Annotated in this window: 15 protein-coding genes; 1 reads left to right on the forward strand and 14 read right to left on the reverse strand. The window is 63.1% G+C overall.

The window, feature by feature from the left end:
* Positions 1-25 precede the first annotated feature (25 nt).
* Positions 26-1,216 (forward strand): NO-inducible flavohemoprotein, encoded by a 1,191-nt coding sequence (gene hmpA / locus GT753_RS19685; RefSeq protein WP_004941387.1) that lies wholly within the window; start codon positions 26-28, stop codon positions 1,214-1,216.
* Positions 1,217-1,253: 37 nt separating this feature from the next.
* Here the strand turns inward: hmpA and GT753_RS19690 are convergent, their stop codons facing one another.
* From GT753_RS19690 to GT753_RS19755, 14 genes are all read right to left on the reverse strand, one after another.
* Positions 1,254-2,438 carry a cytochrome c gene (locus GT753_RS19690; RefSeq protein WP_075684918.1) on the reverse strand — a complete coding sequence of 395 codons (1,185 nt, stop codon included), beginning with the start codon at positions 2,436-2,438 and terminating at the stop codon, positions 1,254-1,256.
* Positions 2,435-4,345, reverse strand: coding sequence for an FAD/NAD(P)-binding protein (locus tag GT753_RS19695; RefSeq protein WP_160125869.1), 1,911 nt, complete (start codon positions 4,343-4,345; stop codon positions 2,435-2,437). Before GT753_RS19695 ends, GT753_RS19690 begins: the two co-directional genes overlap by 4 nt.
* Positions 4,346-4,430: 85 nt before the next feature.
* Complete coding sequence (gene patD / locus GT753_RS19700; protein ID WP_076741091.1) at positions 4,431-5,855, reverse strand: aminobutyraldehyde dehydrogenase; 1,425 nt, start codon at positions 5,853-5,855, stop codon at positions 4,431-4,433.
* 35 nt (positions 5,856-5,890) lie between these two features.
* Positions 5,891-6,697 (reverse strand): ABC transporter permease, encoded by an 807-nt coding sequence (locus GT753_RS19705; RefSeq protein WP_004941378.1) that lies wholly within the window; start codon positions 6,695-6,697, stop codon positions 5,891-5,893.
* Positions 6,687-7,631 carry an ABC transporter permease gene (locus GT753_RS19710; protein ID WP_015378789.1) on the reverse strand — a complete coding sequence of 315 codons (945 nt, stop codon included), beginning with the start codon at positions 7,629-7,631 and terminating at the stop codon, positions 6,687-6,689. The genes GT753_RS19705 and GT753_RS19710 overlap by 11 nt, the downstream gene beginning before the upstream one ends.
* Before the next feature lies 1 nt (position 7,632).
* Positions 7,633-8,661, reverse strand: coding sequence for an ABC transporter ATP-binding protein (locus GT753_RS19715; RefSeq protein ID WP_021504516.1), 1,029 nt, complete (start codon positions 8,659-8,661; stop codon positions 7,633-7,635).
* Positions 8,662-8,714: 53 nt separating this feature from the next.
* The gene (ydcS, locus tag GT753_RS19720; protein ID WP_021504517.1) at positions 8,715-9,869 is read right to left on the reverse strand and encodes a putative ABC transporter substrate-binding protein YdcS; all 1,155 of its coding nucleotides are present in this window, start codon (positions 9,867-9,869) and stop codon (positions 8,715-8,717) included.
* 73 nt (positions 9,870-9,942) lie between these two features.
* Complete coding sequence (locus tag GT753_RS19725) at positions 9,943-11,406, reverse strand: gamma-aminobutyraldehyde dehydrogenase (protein WP_033639607.1); 1,464 nt, start codon at positions 11,404-11,406, stop codon at positions 9,943-9,945.
* A gap of 115 nt (positions 11,407-11,521) precedes the next feature.
* Positions 11,522-12,445 (reverse strand): LysR substrate-binding domain-containing protein, encoded by a 924-nt coding sequence (locus GT753_RS19730; protein WP_015378793.1) that lies wholly within the window; start codon positions 12,443-12,445, stop codon positions 11,522-11,524.
* A 216-nt stretch (positions 12,446-12,661) separates the two neighbouring features.
* Entirely contained in the window at positions 12,662-13,000 is a 339-nt protein-coding gene (gene glnB / locus GT753_RS19735) for a nitrogen regulatory protein P-II (protein WP_004847623.1), read from the reverse strand.
* 11 nt (positions 13,001-13,011) lie between these two features.
* Positions 13,012-14,634 (reverse strand): NAD+ synthase, encoded by a 1,623-nt coding sequence (locus GT753_RS19740; RefSeq protein ID WP_021504519.1) that lies wholly within the window; start codon positions 14,632-14,634, stop codon positions 13,012-13,014.
* 130 nt (positions 14,635-14,764) lie between these two features.
* On the reverse strand, positions 14,765-16,105 hold the full coding sequence (gene glrR / locus GT753_RS19745) for a two-component system response regulator GlrR (RefSeq protein WP_004941361.1): 1,341 nt from the start codon (positions 16,103-16,105) through the stop codon (positions 14,765-14,767).
* Positions 16,102-16,974, reverse strand: a complete 873-nt coding sequence (gene qseG, locus GT753_RS19750) for a two-component system QseEF-associated lipoprotein QseG (RefSeq protein WP_004941359.1) — start codon at positions 16,972-16,974, stop codon at positions 16,102-16,104. Before qseG ends, glrR begins: the two co-directional genes overlap by 4 nt.
* Before the next feature lie 3 nt (positions 16,975-16,977).
* Entirely contained in the window at positions 16,978-18,414 is a 1,437-nt protein-coding gene (locus GT753_RS19755; RefSeq protein ID WP_004941357.1) for a HAMP domain-containing sensor histidine kinase, read from the reverse strand.
* Positions 18,415-19,005 lie beyond the last annotated feature (591 nt).

The following is a 19,005-nucleotide window of genomic DNA, read 5'->3' on the forward strand; positions in this document are numbered from 1 at the left end:
AGATCCCAACCCAAGGAGCGCTCCCATGCTGGATAGCCAAACCATCGCCACCGTGAAATCCACCATCCCCCTGCTGGCAGCAACCGGGCCGAAGCTGACCGCCCACTTTTACGATCGCATGTTCGCCCACAACCCGGAATTGAAAGACATTTTCAATATGAGCAATCAGCGCAACGGCGATCAGCGTCAGGCGCTGTTCGACGCCATCTGCGCCTATGCCGCCAACATCGAGAACCTGGCGGCGCTGCTGCCGGCGGTGGAACGCATTGCGCAGAAGCACACCAGCTTCAATATCCAGCCGGAGCAATACCAAATCGTCGGCGGCCACCTGCTGGCGACGCTGGACGAAATGTTTAGCCCGGGTCAGGAAGTGTTGGACGCCTGGGGCAAAGCCTACGGCGTGCTGGCCAACGTGTTTATTCAGCGTGAAGAGCAGATTTATCAGCAGAGCGAAACCGACAACGGCGGCTGGCGCGATCTGCGCGCGTTCCGCATCCTGAAGAAACAGCCGCAGAGCGACGTGATCTGCAGCTTCGTGCTGGCGCCGGTGGACGGCGGCCGGGTGGCGGACTTCAAACCGGGGCAATACCTGGCGGTCTACATCAAGCACGACAGCCTGGAGCATCAGGAAATTCGCCAGTACTCGCTGACCACCTCGCCGAACGGCGAGTTCTACCGCATCGCGGTGAAGCGTGAAGATCAGGGTAAAGTGTCCAACTACCTGCACCAGCAGGCGCAGGAAGGCGACGTGATCGACATCGCCCCGCCGCACGGCGACTTCTTCCTCGACGTGACGCCGACCACGCCGGTGGCGCTGATCTCTGCCGGCGTCGGCCAAACCCCAATGCTCGGTATGCTCAACAGCCTGCACGACAGCCAACATCAGGCACAGGTCCACTGGCTGCACGCGGCGGAAAACGGCAGCGTGCACGCCTTTGCCGAGGAAGTGGCGGATATTGCCGGGCGCATGCCGAATCTGAGCCGCCATGTGTGGTACCGCGAGCCGGGCGCCGATGACGTGGAAGGCCGCGACTACCACAGCCGCGGATTGATGGATTTGAGCGCGCTGCAAGGCAGCCTGGCCGATCCGCAAATGCACTATTACTTCTGCGGCCCGGTGGCCTTCATGCAGTTCGTGGGCAAACAGCTGTTGGAGATGGGCGTAGAGGCCGAACGCATCCACTACGAATGCTTCGGCCCGCATAAGGTGCTGTAATGCGTGCGGAGCGCGGCCGTCAGACCGCGCTCCCCCTTCATTTCTCCTGCAGTTGGCGCGCGTCCTGCACCTGCTGCACCGTCACCGGCGCCGCCTGGTTGCCCCAGCTTCCCCGCAGATAGCTCATCAGATCGGCCGCTTGACGATCGTTCAACGCCCAGCCATAAGCCGGCATGTCGAACGCCATCGCCTGCTGCGTGATCGGCGTATGCGCCCCTTCCAGCACCACCCGCAGCGCGGTCAGCGGATTATCCGCCGTTACCGTGGCATTGCCCGCCAGCGCCGGAATGGCGAAGTCGGTGCCTTCACCTTGATTGCCGTGACAGGTCGAGCAGTACATCGCATAGGTCGCCTTGCCGCCCGAATTATCCGCCTGCGCAGCAGATGAGGCAGGTTTGGCGGCGGTGTCCGGCGCCAGGCTGCGCAGGTACACCGCGATGGCGTTCAGATCGCCGTCGCTGAGGTACTGCGTGCTGTGGGTCACCACCTCGCTCATTGGCCCGGCGACCGCCGCATGGCGGCTGCGGCCGGTTTTCAGCAGCGCCGTCACCTCTTCCGGCGGCAGGCCGCGCAGATTGGAGGCGTACCAGCCGTCCAGCTCGGCGCCGCTCAGGAACACCGGCTCCTTACCGTCCAGGCCCTTCTCCTGCATCGCCCAGCCGCGCGGCGTGTGGCAGCTGCCGCAGTGGCCTGCGCCTTGCACCAGATAGGCGCCGCGGTTCCACTCGGCGCTTTGCTGCGGATCCGCCTGATACGGCTGGTCGTCGTGGAACAGCTGATTCCACACCGCCAGCGGCCAGCGCATCGACAGCGGCCAAGTGATGTCGCTGTCGCGGTTGGCGACGTTCTGCGCCGGCACCTCGTTCATCAGATAGTCATACAGCGCGCGCATGTCTTCCGTGCTCATTTTGGCGTACGAGGTGTACGGCATCGCCGGATAAAGCCGGTGACCGTCTTTGGCGATCCCCTGACGCATGGCGCGATCGAACTCTTCGAATGAGTAAGCGCCGATGCCGTGCAACTTGTCCGGCGTGATGTTGGTGGCGTAGATAGCCCCGAGCGGCGTCGGGAACTTCATGCCGCCCGCCAATTCGGCGCCGCCCGGCGCGGTATGGCAGGCGGTGCAGTCACCGGCTTTGGCGACGTATTCCCCGGTCGACATCGCCTGGGCCGAGCCGCCGGCGGCCAACAGGCTCAACAGGTACAGCGAACGCAGACTCATGCTCCCTCCTTGGCGGCAACCTTGCCGTAGGCCAGTTCGTTAACCGCGCGCCACGCCTGATCGATCGCCGAGTTGGCGTACGGGCTCCAGTCGGCATCGGAGTTGGCGATAACGATCTTGCCGATCGGCTGCCGCGCCGTTTCGATGATTTTCTTGGCTTCGTCTTCGTCGTCAAACAGCCCGTTGAGGAAGTAGGAGTAACCGTGCGACCAGCGGTTGACGGTGATCGCCTGAATGTCGCGCTGATGATCGAAACCGGCCTCGCCCAGCATGCCCTGCAGCTGTTCGCGGATCATCTGTTCGTGCACTTCGAACGGCGTGCCCAGCAGCAGCGCGCGCCCTTTACGCGACTGTTCGCGCGTGCTGAGGCCGCTGCCCGGCAGCGTCGGCACATACACCATATGCAGGCCGATCGGCCGATCCGGATCGCGCGGGTGCTGATAGCCGCCCATGCTCACCGGATAGTCCAGCTTCACGCGGCTGTACGGCGCGGCCGGCGAATAAACCTCGTGCACGCCCAGCTTGATGAACGGCTGCCAGTTGCGGATCACCACCTTGCTGTACACCAGCGGCGCCTTGACGTTCTGCTTCAGCGCCTCCTGCTGCTCGTGCGCCATCTCCGGCACCAGATACGGGATCATCATGTTGTAGCCGGCCATCACCACCTGCCCGGCGCGCACTTTGGTCATCTTCTCGCCGGTCATGTAGGTGACTTCCACCTTGTCGCCGACGTTGGCCGCGTGCAGCCCGGTGCTATTCAAGCGCAGCTTCACCGGCGACTCCGGCCGATCGAGCTGGCTGTAGTCGAATTTAGCCAGCACCACGTCGTTCATGTCCTTGCCGGCCGGCGCCACCGCCGGGATCAGCTGGCGCACCATCAGGCGCGCCAGCGTGGCGTTGCCGTCCGGGAAGTGGAACACGTAAGGATCGTCGAGATCCGCCTGCGACTCTTCGTCCAACGGCGGCAGATTCATGCCGTTCAGGCCCGGCAGATCGCAAATGCGCGCATCGCTGCACGAGGTGCCATCGATGCCCACCGCCTGGAAATCGTTGGTGGTCTGCTGGAAATAACGGATCGCCAGCTCGCTCAGCCCAACCTTCTCGCGCAGGAACTGGGTGTAGCTGTGGGTGTCGAGCCATTCGACCTTCTGCTCCAGCGTCATCTCCGGCAGATAATCCTTCTCCACCGTGTGCAGCGCGATCAGCGCCTGGCGATCGCTTTCCGGCAGCGGGAAATCGCCGATGAACGCTTCATAAGAGCGGCCGTTGAGGCGATCGCGCGGGATGTCGTCCGCCACCGTGCGGCCCGGATCGCCGCTCACCACCTTGTCTACGCCGAAGTTCTTGCGATCGAAGTAAACGCCGCGGCTCAAATTCAAATCCGGGTAGAAGGTGGTGTCGAAAGCCTGTTCCAGTTGGTCGATATCGACGCCGAGCTTGCGCAGCAGCCCCATCGCCACCGGGCTGAAGTTGGAGCGCGGCGACTGCAGCGATTCGCTGCCGCCGTAGCCGAGCAGCATGCCGTCGTCGCTGTTGAACTCGTTGCGCTTGGCGTGGCCGCCGAAGTCGTCGTGGTTGTCGATCAAAAGAATGCGCTGCTGCTCGCCCTTCAGCTGCTGCCAGAAACAGGCGGCCGCCAGCCCGCTGATGCCGGCGCCCACCACCACCAGATCGAACTCTTCAACGGCGGGCACGCTGCCGAAATCAAAGGTTTTGCCGTCGCGCCCCAGCTGGTGCGCATGCTCGAACGAGCCCGGATGGTTACCCCGCAGCCCGGTCAGCGCCGGCGGGTAGTACAGGGTTTGATTGGCGGTTTGCGGTGACGCGCGCAGGATTTGCAGCGGCGTCAACCCGGCGGCGATGGTGATCGCCACCCCGTTTAGAAAATCGCGTCTGGTGATACCCATATAGGCTTCCTTTCAATTTTTATTATCATCGGCCGGCCGGGGCCGGCCCAAAGGCCGCGCTATTGTGCGGATAATTATTGTAAAATCAATGTTTGAACATCACATGACGAATGGCCGTGTAATCCTCCAGCCCGTACATCGACATATCCTTGCCGTAGCCGGACAGTTTCTGGCCGCCGTGCGGCATCTCGCTTACCAGCATGAAGTGGGTGTTCACCCAGGTGCAGCCGTATTGCAGGCGGGCGCTTAAGCGATGCGCGCGGCCCACGTCGCGGGTCCACACGGACGAGGCCAATCCGTAGTTGGATTCGTTCGCCCAGGCCAGTACCTGCTCTTCGTCGTCAAACGGCGTCACCGTCACCACCGGGCCGAACACTTCGCGCTGCACGATCTCATCGTCCTGGCGTGCGCCGGCCAGCAGCGTCGGCTGGAAATAGTATCCCGGCCCCTTCACCTTCTCGCCGCCGGTGACCACCTGCACATGCGGCAACGCTTTGGCTCGCTCGACGAAACCGGCCACCCGCTCCAGATGCTGGGCGGTAATCAAGGGCCCCAGCTCAGTGCTCTCGTCGTCCGGCACGCCGATCTTCAGGCTGGCCACCGCCTCGCCCAGCCGCTTCACCAGCTCGGGATAAATGCTTTTCTGCGCGTAGATGCGGCAGGCGGCGGTGCAATCCTGGCCGGCGTTGTAGAACCCGAAGCCGCGAATGCCGTCCACCACCTGCTGCAGATCGGCGTCGTCGAACACCAGCACCGGCGCCTTACCGCCCAGCTCCATATGGGTGCGCTTAATGCCGGTGGCGGTGTGGGCGATGATGTGCTCGCCGGTGGCGATCGACCCGGTCAGCGACACCATGCGCACCTTGTCATGCCCGGTCAGCCGATCGCCGACGCTGGCGCCGCGCCCGAACAGCACATTGAGCACGCCCGGCGGGAACAGCCCGGCGGCCAGTTCGGCCAATTTGAAGGTGGTCAGCGGCGTCTGCTCCGAAGGCTTGATCACCACGCAGTTGCCCGCCGCCAAGGCCGGCGCCAGTTTCCAGGCCGCCATCATCAGCGGGTAGTTCCACGGCGCGATCGAGGCCACCACGCCGAGCGGATCGCGGCGGATCATCGAGGTGTGCCCGGCCAGATACTCACCGGCCGCCATGCCGGTCAGGCAGCGGCTGGCGCCGGCGAAGAAGCGAAACACGTCGGCCACCGCCGGCAGCTCGTCGTTCAGCACGCAGTGATAAGGCTTGCCGCAGTTGAGCGACTCCAGCCTGGCGAAGGTCTCGGCATGCTCGTCGATCAGATCCGCCAGCTTGAGCAGATGCTCGGCGCGCTCCTTCGGCGTGGTTTGCCCCCAGGCGGCGAACGCGGCGTCCGCCGCCAGCACCGCACGATCGACCTGCTCCGGGCTGGCCTCCGCCACCTGCGCGATCACTTCGCCGGTCGCCGGGTTATACACCGGCTGGGTCGCGCCCTGGCCATTCACCAGTTGGCCGTCAATCAACAGTTGGCTTTGCATAGGGTTATCCTTTTGTCAGAGGTCGGGTAAGGAAATTATTTGCCGCTGCCGGCGACGCTTTCCCCACCTTTGGTCAGGTAGTAAGCGCCGAGGATCGGCAGCATGGTCAACAGCATCACCGACAGCGCCACCACGTTGGTGATCGGCACGTCGCGCGGGCGACCGAGCTGGTTCAGCAGCCACAGCGGCAGCGTGCGCTCGTGGCCGGCGGTAAAGGTGGTCACGATGATTTCATCGAACGACAGTGCGAACGCCAGCATGCCGCCGGCCAGCAGCGCCGAGCCGAGGTTCGGCAAGATCACGTAACGGAAGGTTTGCCAGCCGTCGGCGCCGAGATCCATCGAAGCCTCGATCAGGCTGTACGAGGTGCGGCGGAATCGGGCGATGACGTTGTTGAACACGATCACCACGCAGAACGTCGCATGGCCGACGACGATGGTCAGGATGCCCGGCTCGATGTTCAGCGCCTTGAACGCCGCCAGCAGCGCCAGGCCGGTGACGATCCCCGGCAGCGCGATCGGCAGCAGCAGCAACAGCGAAATGCTGTCTTTGCCGAAGAAATCGCGCCGATACAGCGCCGCCGCCGCCAGGGTGCCGAGCACCAGCGCGATGGCGGTCGCCAGGCAGGCGATCTGCGCCGACAGCAGCACCGCATCGAGGATGTCCTGCCGCCCGGCGGCAACGTTGAACCAGTGCAGCGTAAAGCCCTTCGGCGGGAAGCTGAAGGCCGCGTCCTCGGTGTTGAAGGCATAGATGGCGATGATCGCCAACGGGAAATGCAGGAAGACAAGTCCGCCCCAGGCGGCCAGCTTCAGCCCTAAGGGCGCGCGTTCAGAGTGCATCGAAAGCCCCCAGACGTTTGACGATGGAAAGGTAGATGGCGATCAGGACGATCGGCACCAGCGTAAAGGCCGCGGCCATCGGCATATTGCCGATCGCGCCCTGCTGGGCGTAGACCATGCTGCCGATGAAATAGCCCGGCGGCCCCACCAGCTGCGGCACGATAAAGTCGCCCAGCGTCAGCGAAAAGGTGAAGATCGATCCGGCGGCGATGCCCGGCACCGCCAGCGGCAAAATGACGTGGCGGAAGGTCTGCGCCGGCCGGGCGCCCAGATCCGCCGAAGCGTGCAGCAGCGAGGGCGGCAGGCGCTCCAGCGCCGCCTGGATCGGCAGGATCATGAACGGCAGCCAGATATAAACGAACACCAGAAAACGCCCCAGCCCCGAGGTCGACAGCGTGTTGCCGCCGATGCCGGGCACCGTCAGCAGCGAAGCCAACAGCGGCTCCAGCCCCAGGTGCTGCAGAAACCACTGCGCCACGCCGTCTTTCGCCAGCAGCAGGGTCCAGGCATAGGCTTTGACGATATAGCTGGCCCACATCGGCATCATCACCGCGATGTAAAAGAACGCCTTGACGCGGCCGCTGGTATAACGCGCCATGTAATAGGCGATCGGGAACGCCAGTACCGCGCTGGCCAGCGACACCAGCACCGCCATGGTCAGCGTGCGCAGGATGATGTCGTAGTTGGCCGGGTTGAACAGCGCCGCCAGGTTGGCGAAGGTCAGATCCGGCGTCACCGCCATGGTGAAATCGTCGAAGGTGTAGAACCCCTGCCACAGCAGCGTCAGCAGCGAGCCGAGGTACACCGCGCCGAACCACAGCAGCGGCGGCACCAGCAGTAACAGCAGATACAGCGTCGGCCGGCGATAGAGCCAGGTCGACAGCGCGCGCACGCTACCGCCGCGCGCCGGGGGGGAATCGATGCTCATGTCCATCTCACCTCTCCTCCAGCAGCGGCACCATCGCCGCGCGCGGCCAGCAGGCGACGATCGGCTGGCCGATCTGCCGCTGTTGCCCTGCGGCGATCCACTGTGGATTGGCCTGGCTGACCAGCAGCTTTTCGCCGCCGTTCAGCGCGATCTCATAGCGCGTGGCCGCGCCCTGGTAGTGGATTTCCTGCAGCGTGCCCTGCACCTGGATTTCGTCCTGCGCCGCGCCGCCTTGCTCCAGCAGGCGAATATGCTCCGGCCGGATCGAGAAGGTTCGGCTTTCGCCGAGCAGGCGCTGCGCCAGCTCGCTGCGCACCACGTTGGAGGTGCCGACGAACTCGGCGACGAACGGCGTCTTCGGCCGCATGTAAAGCTCGCGCGGCGTATCCACCTGCTCGATGTGGCCGTTATTGAATACCGCCACCCGATCGGACATCGACAGCGCTTCGCTTTGATCGTGGGTGACGAAGATAAAGGTGATGCCCAGCTGGCGCTGCAGCTTCTTCAGTTCGCCCTGCATCTGCTCGCGCAGCTTGAGATCCAGCGCGCCGAGCGGTTCGTCCAGCAGCAGCACCCGTGGCCGGTTGACCAGCGCGCGCGCCAGCGCCACGCGCTGCCGCTGGCCGCCCGACAGGTGCGCCGGCTTGCGTTCGGCGACGAAACCGAGCGCCACGCTCTCCAGCGCCTCTTGCGCCCGCGCCAGCCGCTCGCGTTTGGCGACGCCCTTCACCATCAGGCCGTAGGCGACGTTTTCCAGCACCGACATGTGCGGAAACAGCGCGTAATCCTGAAACACGGTATTCACGTCGCGCTGATACGGCGGCAGGTTGGCGGCTTCCTGGCCGTGAATGCGAATCGAGCCGGAAGTGAGCTGTTCAAAGCCGGCGATCAGGCGCAGGCAGGTGGTTTTGCCCGAGCCGGACGGCCCGAGCATGGAGAAGAATTCCCCGTCCTGAATGTCGATGGATACCCGATCCACGGCGCGAACATCGCCGAAAGTCCGCGAAACATCGATGAATTGCACGGCAATGGTCATTTTCTGTGCTCCATTCTGATGTGATTCGGGCGCAGCGGGCTGCGCCCCGCGGCTTAGCGGCCGCCCATGATGGCGATGTAATCCTGGGTCCAGCGGCTGTACGGCACGAACTTGCCGCCCTGCGCCTGCGGCGTTTTCCAGAAGGCGATTTTGTCGAACTGGTTGAAACCGTTGGTTTCGCAACCCTTCTCACCCAGCAGCGCGCTGGCCTTGCAGCCCGCCGGTGAAGCCGGCACCGACCCGAACCAGGCCGCCACATCGCCCTGCACCTTCGGCTCCAGCGACCAGTTCATCCACTGGTAGGCGCAGCTCGGGTGTTTGGCGTCGGCATGCAGCATGGTGGTGTCCGCCCAGCCGGTCACGCCCTCTTTCGGGAACACGGTGGCGATCGGCTGCCCTTCGCCCTTCAGGGCGTTGGCCTGATACGGCCAGGCGCTGGAGGCCACCACGCCTTCGTTTTTAAAGTCGCTCATCTGCACCGAGGTATCGTGCCAGTAGCGGTGGATCAGCGCGTGCTGGCTGCGCAGCAGCTTCAGCGCCGCCTGATACTGCTCTTCGTTGAGCTGGTAAGGATCGCTGATGCCGAGCTGCGGCTGGGTGGCCTTCAGGAACAGCGCCGCGTCGGCGATGTAGATCGGGCCGTCGTAAGCCTGCACCCGCCCCTGGTTGCTCTTACCGTCCGGCAGGTTCTGCTGCTGGAAGATCACCGCCCAGCTGTCCGGCGGCGTCGGGAAGGTTTTGGTGTTGTACATCAGCAGGTTCGGCCCCCACTGGTACGGCGTGCCGTAGGTTTTGCCGTCCACGGTGTACCAGGCGCCGTTCAGCAGGCGCGAATCGATGTTCTTCCAGTTCGGGATCAGCGCGGTGTTGATCGGCTGCACCCGCTTGCCGAAGATCAGGCGCAGCGAGGCGTCGCCGGAGGCGGTCACCAGATCGTAGCCGCCTTTGGCCATCAGGCTGACCATTTCATCGGAGGTGGCGGCGGTCTTCACGTTCACCGCACAGCCGGTTTGCTTTTCAAACTGGGTGACCCAGTCGTAGTTTTTGTCGGACTGGCCGCGTTCGATGTAGCCGGGCCAGGCGATGATGTCCAGTCGGCCTTCGCCTTTGCCCAGCGCCTGCGGCAGATCGGCCGCCTGGGCCAGGCCGCACAGCACGGTGAGACAGAGCGCGGAGACGGTGGTGGTGACTGCGGTAGTTTTTCCCATCGTAATTACCCCTGTGTTGCTTATCGGTATGCGGCAGGGAACGGCTGCCGCCTGATTTTTCTTGATATAACCGTTAGAAGCCGGCTTTGAACTTCGCCATTACGTGCCTGACAACGCTGTAATCCTGCAGCGAATCGCTGGACAGATCCTTGCCGTAGCCGGAGCGTTTCAGGCCGCCGTGCGGCATTTCGCTCGCCAAGGTGAAATGAGTGTTGATCCAGGTGCTGCCGTACTGCAGATGGGCGGCAATGTGCAGCGCCCGATCGATATTTTGCGTCCACACCGACGAGGCCAGCCCGTATTCCGAGTCGTTGGCCCACGCGACCGCCTGCTCCAGGTGTTCGAAGCGCGTGACGCTGACCACCGGGCCAAACACCTCACGCTGCACGATCTCGTCGCTTTGCAGGCAACCCGCCAGCAGGGTCGGCTGGTAGTAGAACCCCGGCCCGGAGTGCGCCGCAGCGCCGGTGATCAATTCGATATGCGGTTGGCTGAGCGCCCGCTCGACAAAGCTGGCGACGCGATCGCGCTGGCGGGCACTTATCAACGGGCCGATCTCGTTGTCCTGATCGCGCTTGCGGGCGAAGCGCAGGCTGGCGACCGCTTCGCCCAGCGCGTCCACCAGTTTGGGATAGATGCCGGCCTGCGCGTAGATGCGGCAGGCGGCGGTGCAGTCCTGGCCGGCGTTGTAATAGCCATAGGTGCGAATGCCGTTGACCACCTCGTCGAGATCGGCGTCGTCGCAAACGATCACCGGCGCCTTGCCCCCCAGCTCCAGATGGGTGCGCTTGACGCTTTTGGCCGCCGCCTGGAGGATTTTTTGCCCGGTGACGATATCGCCGGTGACCGACACCAGCCGCACCTGCGGGTGCCCCACCAGTTGGCTGCCGACCCCTTCACCGCCGCCATAGACGATGTTCAGCACGCCCGGCGGCAGGATCTCCTGCAGCGCAGGCACCAACGCCAGAATGGTCAGCGGCGTATGTTCGGAGGGTTTAAACACCACGGTATTGCCCGCCGCCAACGCCGGCGCGATCTTCCACGCCGCCATCATCAGCGGATAGTTCCAGGGGGCGATCGAGGCCACCACGCCAATGGGATCGCGGCGGATCATCGAGGTGTGGCCCGGCACATACTCACCGGCCAGTTGCCCTTGCTGCGTACGCACCGCGCCGGCAAAGAAGCGGAACACGTCGACCGCCGCCGGCAGATCGTCATTAAGCGCCTGATGCAGCGGTTTGCCGCAGTTGAGGGCCTCCAGCTGCGCCAGCTGCGGCGCCTGCCGCTCAATGGCGTCGGCGATGCGCAGCAACAGCGTGGCGCGCTGGGCCGGCGTAGTGCGCGACCAATGGCCAAACGCCTGCTGCGCGGCTTTCACCGCGCTGCCGACCTGCGCCGCAGAGGCTTCGGTCAGGGCGATCAGCGTCTCGCCGTTGGCCGGATTGACGATGCACTCCTGCTGGCCTTCGCCGTCGATAAGCTGACCGTTAATGAACTGCTGACAGGACAAACCTGAGAGAACCTGCACATCCGCCATCGCCTGACGCCCCTAAGTGACAAAAACGTTAACCAAATGTGAATAAGTTAGTTTTAATCAGCCTAAGCGAGCCTCTGGCGGGCAACAAATTCTAAATACTGAACGACGCGTTCGATTAAATCGAATGCTTAAGCCCGGCGGCATGTTTGCTGCCGTTCTCGCGCGCGATGGTGAGGAACGGCGTCACCAGCTCCGGCCGCGCGCTGCCGCGCCGCCATGCCAACCCGATATCCAGCGGCTCCAGCAGATCGTCCAGCTTGCGCGCCTCGATCATGTTGCCCTCCAGCGACCAGGCGCGGTACGCCATATCCGGCTGGATGGAGACTCCCATCCCCGCCGCCACCAGGCTGCGCACCGCCTCGGTCGAGGCGGTCTTCATGGCGATCTCCGGCTTCAGCCCGGCGCGCGCCCAGATGCGCCGCGCGTGCACGTCCATTTCATCGGCGTTGAGCTGGATCAGCGGCTGTTTGGCCACGTCCGCCAGGCTGATGCTCTCGTGCTCCAGCAGCGGGTGCAGCGGCGGCAGCCACAGGCGATACGGCGAGTGCATCAGCACCTCGGTCTGCAGCGCGTCGCGGTCCTCGATGTTCGACAAGATCAGCACGCCGATGTCGATCTCGCCGCTGACCAGCAGATGCTCGATGTACGGGCGTTCGTCTTCAACCACCTGCACGGTGACATTGGGATAAGCCGATTTAAAGCGCGTGAGCAGTTCCACCAGGAAGTAACCGGCCACCAGGCTGGTGACGCCGATAGTCAGCTTGCCGGTCAGGCTTTCGGTGCCGATCTGCAGGCTGCGCTTGGCGTTGTCCACCGTCGCCAGGATCAGATACGACTGGCGCAAGAATTGGTGCCCCTGATGGGTCAGCGTCATGCCCTTGGCGTGGCGATCGAACAGCCGCACGCCGATCTCGGTTTCCAGCTGCTGGATCGCCAGCGTCAGCGAAGACTGGGAGACAAACACCGCCTGGGCGCCGGCGGAGATCGACCCGGTTTCCGCCACGGCGATGAAGTGGCGGATTTGGCGTAACGTCATCATGGGGGTGATTCCTCAAGCAAAAACATTGCGTTGAGTGTAGACGCCAGCCGTGAAGCGATCGGGAAAAGTGTCAAAAACGCGATAGCGTTCGCTTTTTTAGAATGCCCGCAGGCAAAAATGGGGGAAACGGCGAGGCGAAGAGGTGTGATGTAAGGGGAGCAGAAATGACAAGGGCGCAGCATGCTGCGCCCTGATGGCCGATGATCCTGCGGAGGATCAGATCGCTTCTTCGTCCTGCTCGCCGGTACGGATACGCACCACGCGCGCCACGTCGAAGACGAAGATTTTGCCGTCGCCGATCTTGCCGGTCTGCGCGGTTTGCATAATGGTTTCCACGCAGGTGTCGACGATGTCGTCGGCAACCACGATCTCGATCTTCACCTTAGGCAGAAAATCGACCATGTATTCGGCGCCGCGGTACAGCTCGGTGTGGCCCTTCTGGCGGCCGAAGCCTTTGACTTCGGTGACCGTCATGCCGGTGATGCCCACTTCGGCCAGCGCTTCGCGGACGTCATCCAGTTTGAACGGCTTGATAATCGCGTCGATCTTTTTCATCTTCTTTCCTTTTACCAATTTTTGCGGCCAAAACCGGATGTGATGGGGTAGCGGCGGTCTTTGCCGAAGTTACGGGCGGTGATACGCGGCCCGACGGCGGCCTGACGCCGCTTGTATTCGTTGATGTCCACCAGGCGGATCACCTTGCGCACGATCGCTTCGTCGAACCCTTCGGCCACCAGATCGGCGACCGACTTGTCGCGCTCGACGTAGCCTTCCAGGATCGCATCCAGGATATCGTACGGCGGCAGGCTGTCCTGATCGACCTGATCCGGCGCCAGCTCGGCGGACGGCGGGCGATCGATCACCCGCTGCGGGATCACGTAGGAGACGGTGTTACGGTATTCAGACAGCTTGAACACCAGCGTTTTCGGCACGTCCTTCAGCACGTCGAAACCGCCGGCCATATCGCCGTACAGCGTGGCGTAACCGACCGCCATTTCGCTCTTGTTGCCGGTGGTCAGCACGATGCTGCGGCGCTTGTTGGACAGCGCCATCAGCACCACCCCGCGGCAACGCGCCTGCAGGTTCTCTTCGGTGGTGTCGCGCTCGGTGCCGGCGAACATCGGCGACAGCTGGCCCATAAAGGCGTCGAACATCGGTTCGATGGAGACGATATCGAACTCCACGCCGAGGATTTCCGCCTCTTCCTTGGCGTCGGCGATGCTGATATCCGCGGTGTAGCGGAATGGCATCATCAGCGCCTGCACCTTGTCTTTGCCCAACGCATCCACGGCGATCGCCAGCGTCAGCGCCGAGTCGATGCCGCCGGACAGCCCCAGCACCGCGCCTTTAAAGCCATTTTTGGTCACATAGTCGCGCACCGCCAGCACCAGCGCTTGGTACACCTGCGCCAGCTGCGGCAGCTCAGCGGCCGGATCGGCCATCGGCACCACATCCAGCTCGTTGAATTCCAGGCGGGTCACTTGCTCGTCGAAGGCCGCCAGACGGTGAGTCATGGTGCCGGCGGCGTCGAAGACCTTGGAGCAGCCGTCGAAGATCAGCTCATCCTGGCCGCCGACCTGGTTGAGGTACACCAGCGGCAGCTGAGTGCGCTGGCAGTGGCCGGCCATCAGCGTTTTGCGGATATACGGTTTTTCGCGATTATACGGTGAGGCGTTGATCGACAGGATAATCTCCGCGCCGGCCGCCTTGGCGGCGTCGATCGGCTCAGGGAACCACAGATCTTCGCAGATCAGCAGCCCCAGACGGTAGCCTTTCAGCTCCACCACGCAGGTGTCGTTGCCGGCGTGGAAATAGCGCTTCTCATCGAACACGCCGTAGTTCGGCAGCTGCTGCTTGAAGTAGCGGGTCAGCAGGCGGCCTTCGGCGAACAGCGACAGCGCGTTGTACAGCTTGTCGCCTTCGCGCCACGGGTGGCCGACCAGGATCGCCGTCTCGGCGGAGGCCTGCTGCAGGCGCAGCAGCTGCGCATCGCAGCGCTGATAGAAATCATTGCGGTACAGCAGGTCTTCCGGCGGGTAGCCGGACAGCGCCAGTTCGCTGAACATGACCAGATCGGCTCCCGCCTTCTGCTGCTCCTGCACGATTTGCAACATGCGTTCGGTGTTGCCTTCAATGTCGCCGACCAGCAGGTTCAGCTGGGCCAGGGCGATGGAAAGTGATCTGCTCATTTGTGTACGATCCCGCTTAATACGTTCCATGGTGCTCTACGCCGGGGCGCGCCGCGGCAAAGAGAACGGAGTGTAAATCATTCCGCCGGATTTGTTGAGAACCTGCGTGGCAGGCGCCGGCGGGAAACTGTCATTCTTTAAAATCGTTGGCGTCCAGCTCGTGGCGCGACAGCAATTTGTAAAACTCGGTGCGGTTGCGGCCCGCCATGCGCGCGGCCTGGGTCACGTTGCCCTTGGTGATCTGCAGCAGCTTGCGCAGGTAATGCAACTCGAACTGGTTGCGCGCTTCGGCAAAGGTCGGCAGCGCGGTATTTTCCCCTTCCAGCGCCTGCTCCACCAACGCTTCGCTGATCACCGGCGCAGAGGTCAGCGCCACGCACTGCTCGATGACGTTGACCAACTGACGCACGTTGCCCGGCCAGCTGGCGGTCATCAGCCGCTTCATGGCGTCGGTCGAGAAGCTGCGCACGAACGGCTTGTGCCGCTGAGCCGCTTCGCGCAACAGGTGATTGGCCAGCAGCGGGATATCTTCGGCGCGCTCGTTGAGCGCCGGGATCTTGAGGTTCACCACGTTGAGGCGGTAGTAGAGATCCTCGCGGAACTCGTTCTTCGCCATCGCCTTTTGCAGATCGCGGTGGGTGGCGGAGATGATGCGTACGTCAATGTCCAGATCGCGATTGCTGCCGAGCGGCCGCACCTTGCGCTCCTGCAGCACGCGCAGCAGCTTCACCTGCAGCGACAGCGGCATATCGCCGATCTCGTCGAGGAACAGCGTGCCGCCCGCCGCCGCCTGGAACAGCCCTTCGCGGCTGCTGACCGCACCGGTAAAGGCGCCCTTGGCGTGGCCGAACAGTTCGGACTCCAGCAGCTGCTCCGGCAGCGCGCCGCAGTTGATGGCGATGAACGCCTTGCTGGCGCGCGGGCTGGCCGCGTGGATCGCCTGCGCCACCACCTCTTTACCGGTGCCGCTCTGGCCGTTGATCAATACGCTGACGTCCGACTGCGCCACCATTTTCACCTGCTCCAGCAGGCGCAGCATCAACGGGCTGCGGGTGACGATGTCTTCCCGCCAGGCATCGTCGCCGGCCGGGCTGGCCGACAGCGCGAGCGCCTCGTCGATGGCCTTGTACAGCGCATCGCGATCCACCGGCTTGGTGAGAAAGCTGAACACCCCCTGCTGGGTGGCGGCCACCGCATCGGGAATCGAACCGTGCGCGGTGAGAATGATCACCGGCATGCCCGGCTGATGTTTTTGGATCTCGGCGAACAGCGCCATGCCGTCCATCTCATCCATGCGCAGATCGCTGATCACCAGATCGATCTGTTCGCGCGCCAGCAGGCGCAGCGCTTCCTGGCCGCTTTCGGCGGTGGTGACGTGAAAACCTTCGCTGGTCAGGCGCATGCCCAGCAGCTTCAGCAGGCTGGGATCGTCGTCAACCAATAACAGGTTGGCCGGTTTGCGTGCGGTCATTGCGCGTGGGACTCCTTATTGGCAGGGTGCGGCGTATAGGTGTCTTCCGGTTCAACCGGCAGCGCAGTGCCCTTTTCCGGTTCGTCCTGCGGCTCAGCCCCTTTCGCGGCCGCGCCGTTTTTACCGGCGGCTTCGCCCTTTTGCGAGCCTGTGCCGTTGTCCGGTATTTCCCCTTGCAGCTGCTTGCGCGATGAGAGCTGTCGCTCGATGTCGGTCAGGTTTTCCAGCTTGCGCGAGGTGTCCTGCAGCTGCGATTGCAAGCGCGCCTGGCTCTGGCGCAGCGAATCGATCTGGCTGTCGCTGCTTTCCTGCAGATGCTGATAACGCGCTTTCTCATCGAACAGCGTGATCTGCAGCATCTGCTGCTGGCGCCACAGCTGCGTCAGTGGACGCAGCGAACCGGGAAACTCCATCCGGTAGCTGTTGATCCTGTCGATCATCTGGCGGCGTTCGCCGGAGGTCGGCTGTGCGCTCCCCAGCAGGATGCTCTGTTTGAAAACGCCGGACCAGCTGTCGCCAGGCACCGTTTTCGCCAGCGCGCGCGCCTGGGTTGAGCCGATGCGATCGGCGCAGTCCATCGCACGCAGCCAGTAGAGCGCGTTATCCAGCGCGTCCTTGTCGTCCAACTGCCACAGGGTATCGCAAGCCGCTGTGCGGTAATCGATCACCTTGGTATCCGGGATCGCTTCTTGCTGCTGAGCGCTCAGGCCGCCGCTGACCGCGCGATCGACGCAGCCCGCCAGCAACAGCGGCATAAAGAAAACGGCGCCCAACCAGCTGATCGGGCGTTTGCCGAGCGGCGCTCTGTGCGTGGCACGCGGTGAACGTTCGGTCTGCGAAAGACGAAGGCGCTTAGACCATGTGTACATTATTTATTCATTCTCGGCGGTTAACGGCAGTTCAATGCGGAAGCAGACGTCTGCACCGGCGACCGTCGCCAGTTGCAGCTCACCGCGCATGCGACGGATACAGTCCTGAGCGATGCTCAACCCCAGTCCGCTTCCTTTTACCGCCCCTTTTCGCTGGTGACTACCCTGGAAAAAAGGCTCGAAAATCATGGCTCTTTCAGCCTCGGGGATCGGCGTGCCGGTATTGGCGACGTCGATTTGCACCCGTTGTCCAACCTGACGGCTGCGGATCCAAATGTTACCGGATTCCTTGCCGTAGTGCACCGCATTGGAGTAGAGATTATCCAGCACGCGCATTAATAGCGTAGGCTCTGCCCAGCAGATTTCCGCCTCCAGCGCGATTTCGGTGGAAATCATCTTCGCCCGCGCCGGCAAACTGTGCGCGGCGACCACCAAATCGACCATCTCGCGCAGCTCGACGTTCTCGTGTTCCGCCGGGCCGTCGGCCAGTTTGCGGTTGTAATCCAGCAGTTGTTCAATCAGCTGCTGCAGGTGGCGACTGCTGTTGTCGAGGATCGCCACCACCTCTTTTTGATCGGAGGTCAGCGGCCCCGCCACTTCGTCGGCCAGCAGTTCGGTGCCTTCACGCATGCTGGCCAGCGGCGTTTTCAACTCGTGCGAGATATGGCGCAAGAACTCGTGGCGCTGCGATTCCAGCCACGCCAGCCGCTCGCTCAGCCAAATGATGCGCTGCGCCAGCGAACGCAGCTCGCGCGGCCCTTTGAACGACGCGGTGCTGCCCAGCGCGCGCCCTTCCCCCAGGCGATTGATCATCCGTTCCACGGCCTTGACCGGCCCGATGATCATGCGGGTGAACAGCACCACCAGCAGCACGCTGACCAGGAACAACAGCAGCGCCTGCCAGCCGAAGAACTGGCCGCGCTCGGCGATGGCTTGCTGCAGCTGCTGGCCGCGCGAGAACACCACCGCGCGCGTGGCCTGCACCATTTCGGCGTTGGAACGGGAGAACGATTCGAGCAGGGCCGAAGCCTCTTGGTCCGGCCCGCTGTTATGGCATTTGATCGCCGCCAGCTGGGTCAGCAACTGACGCAGCGTTTGGTAGTAGCGCTCGTCCGGCAGGATCGGCGCGTGGGCGTCCAGCATCTGCGAATACTGTTTGCGCTGGTTCTGGTACAGCTTCTGCAGCGTAGGATCGACCAGCACGCAGTACTGACGATAGCTGCGCTCCATCTCCAGCGCCACGCTGGTCATCGCCTCGCTGCGCCGCGCGTCCACCAGCGTGGTGCGGTTGATGTCCGCCGCCTGCGCGCTGAGGTGATCCAGGCTCTGGTAGGCTTGATAGGCCAGCACCAACAGCGGCAGCAGCACCAACAGGAAGGCCAGCAGCACCAATTGCCGCAGCGAACGGGGGAATAAACGCCATTTTTTCAACGAAATCATCTCATTCTCTCAGCTCTGTCACGATGCTAACTGACTCGCCGGAAAGAGAAAAGCCCGGCAGGGGAGAATCCTGAACGCGCAAGGAAAAAGCCGCGGGATCGGCGAAGCGCGCCCATGGGCCTGGCCTGCCGACGGCATGCGGCCCCGGTAACATCAACCGGCGCGAAAACGAGAGTGTGGGGATAGCGTCTGCGTTCGAGGGCATAGGCAACGAAACGGGCATAGCGCAGCGTTGAGAATTGACATCGGGGCAAGAAACTTGCCCCAACGCAAGGAAAGTGTGGATGCCCTTAAACCTCGTCCCCAGGGTGATGTAGCGCAGCGGCTGGCATCGAACAGGACGAATAGCATCCGTAAGTATCCAGGATTGATGAACCCTTCATCACAGTTGGATACAGGCGGTGCCTCACTCCACGTGTCGCCCGATGCTTGATAAAGCCGCTTGCGCGGTCTGTTATCGGTTTGGTTGGACGATAGGCACCATTTCTTTGGCATCATTCGGAGGCTTATGAGGCGATTTGCCGTCTAATTACGGCGCCGTCATAAAAAGGTGAATGAGCAGCCGCCGAGAATAATGCACGTTGCATGCCA

The sequence above is a fragment of the Serratia sp. Z4 genome (genome assembly GCF_009900725.1).
GTDB lineage: Bacteria > Pseudomonadota > Gammaproteobacteria > Enterobacterales > Enterobacteriaceae > Serratia > Serratia nematodiphila.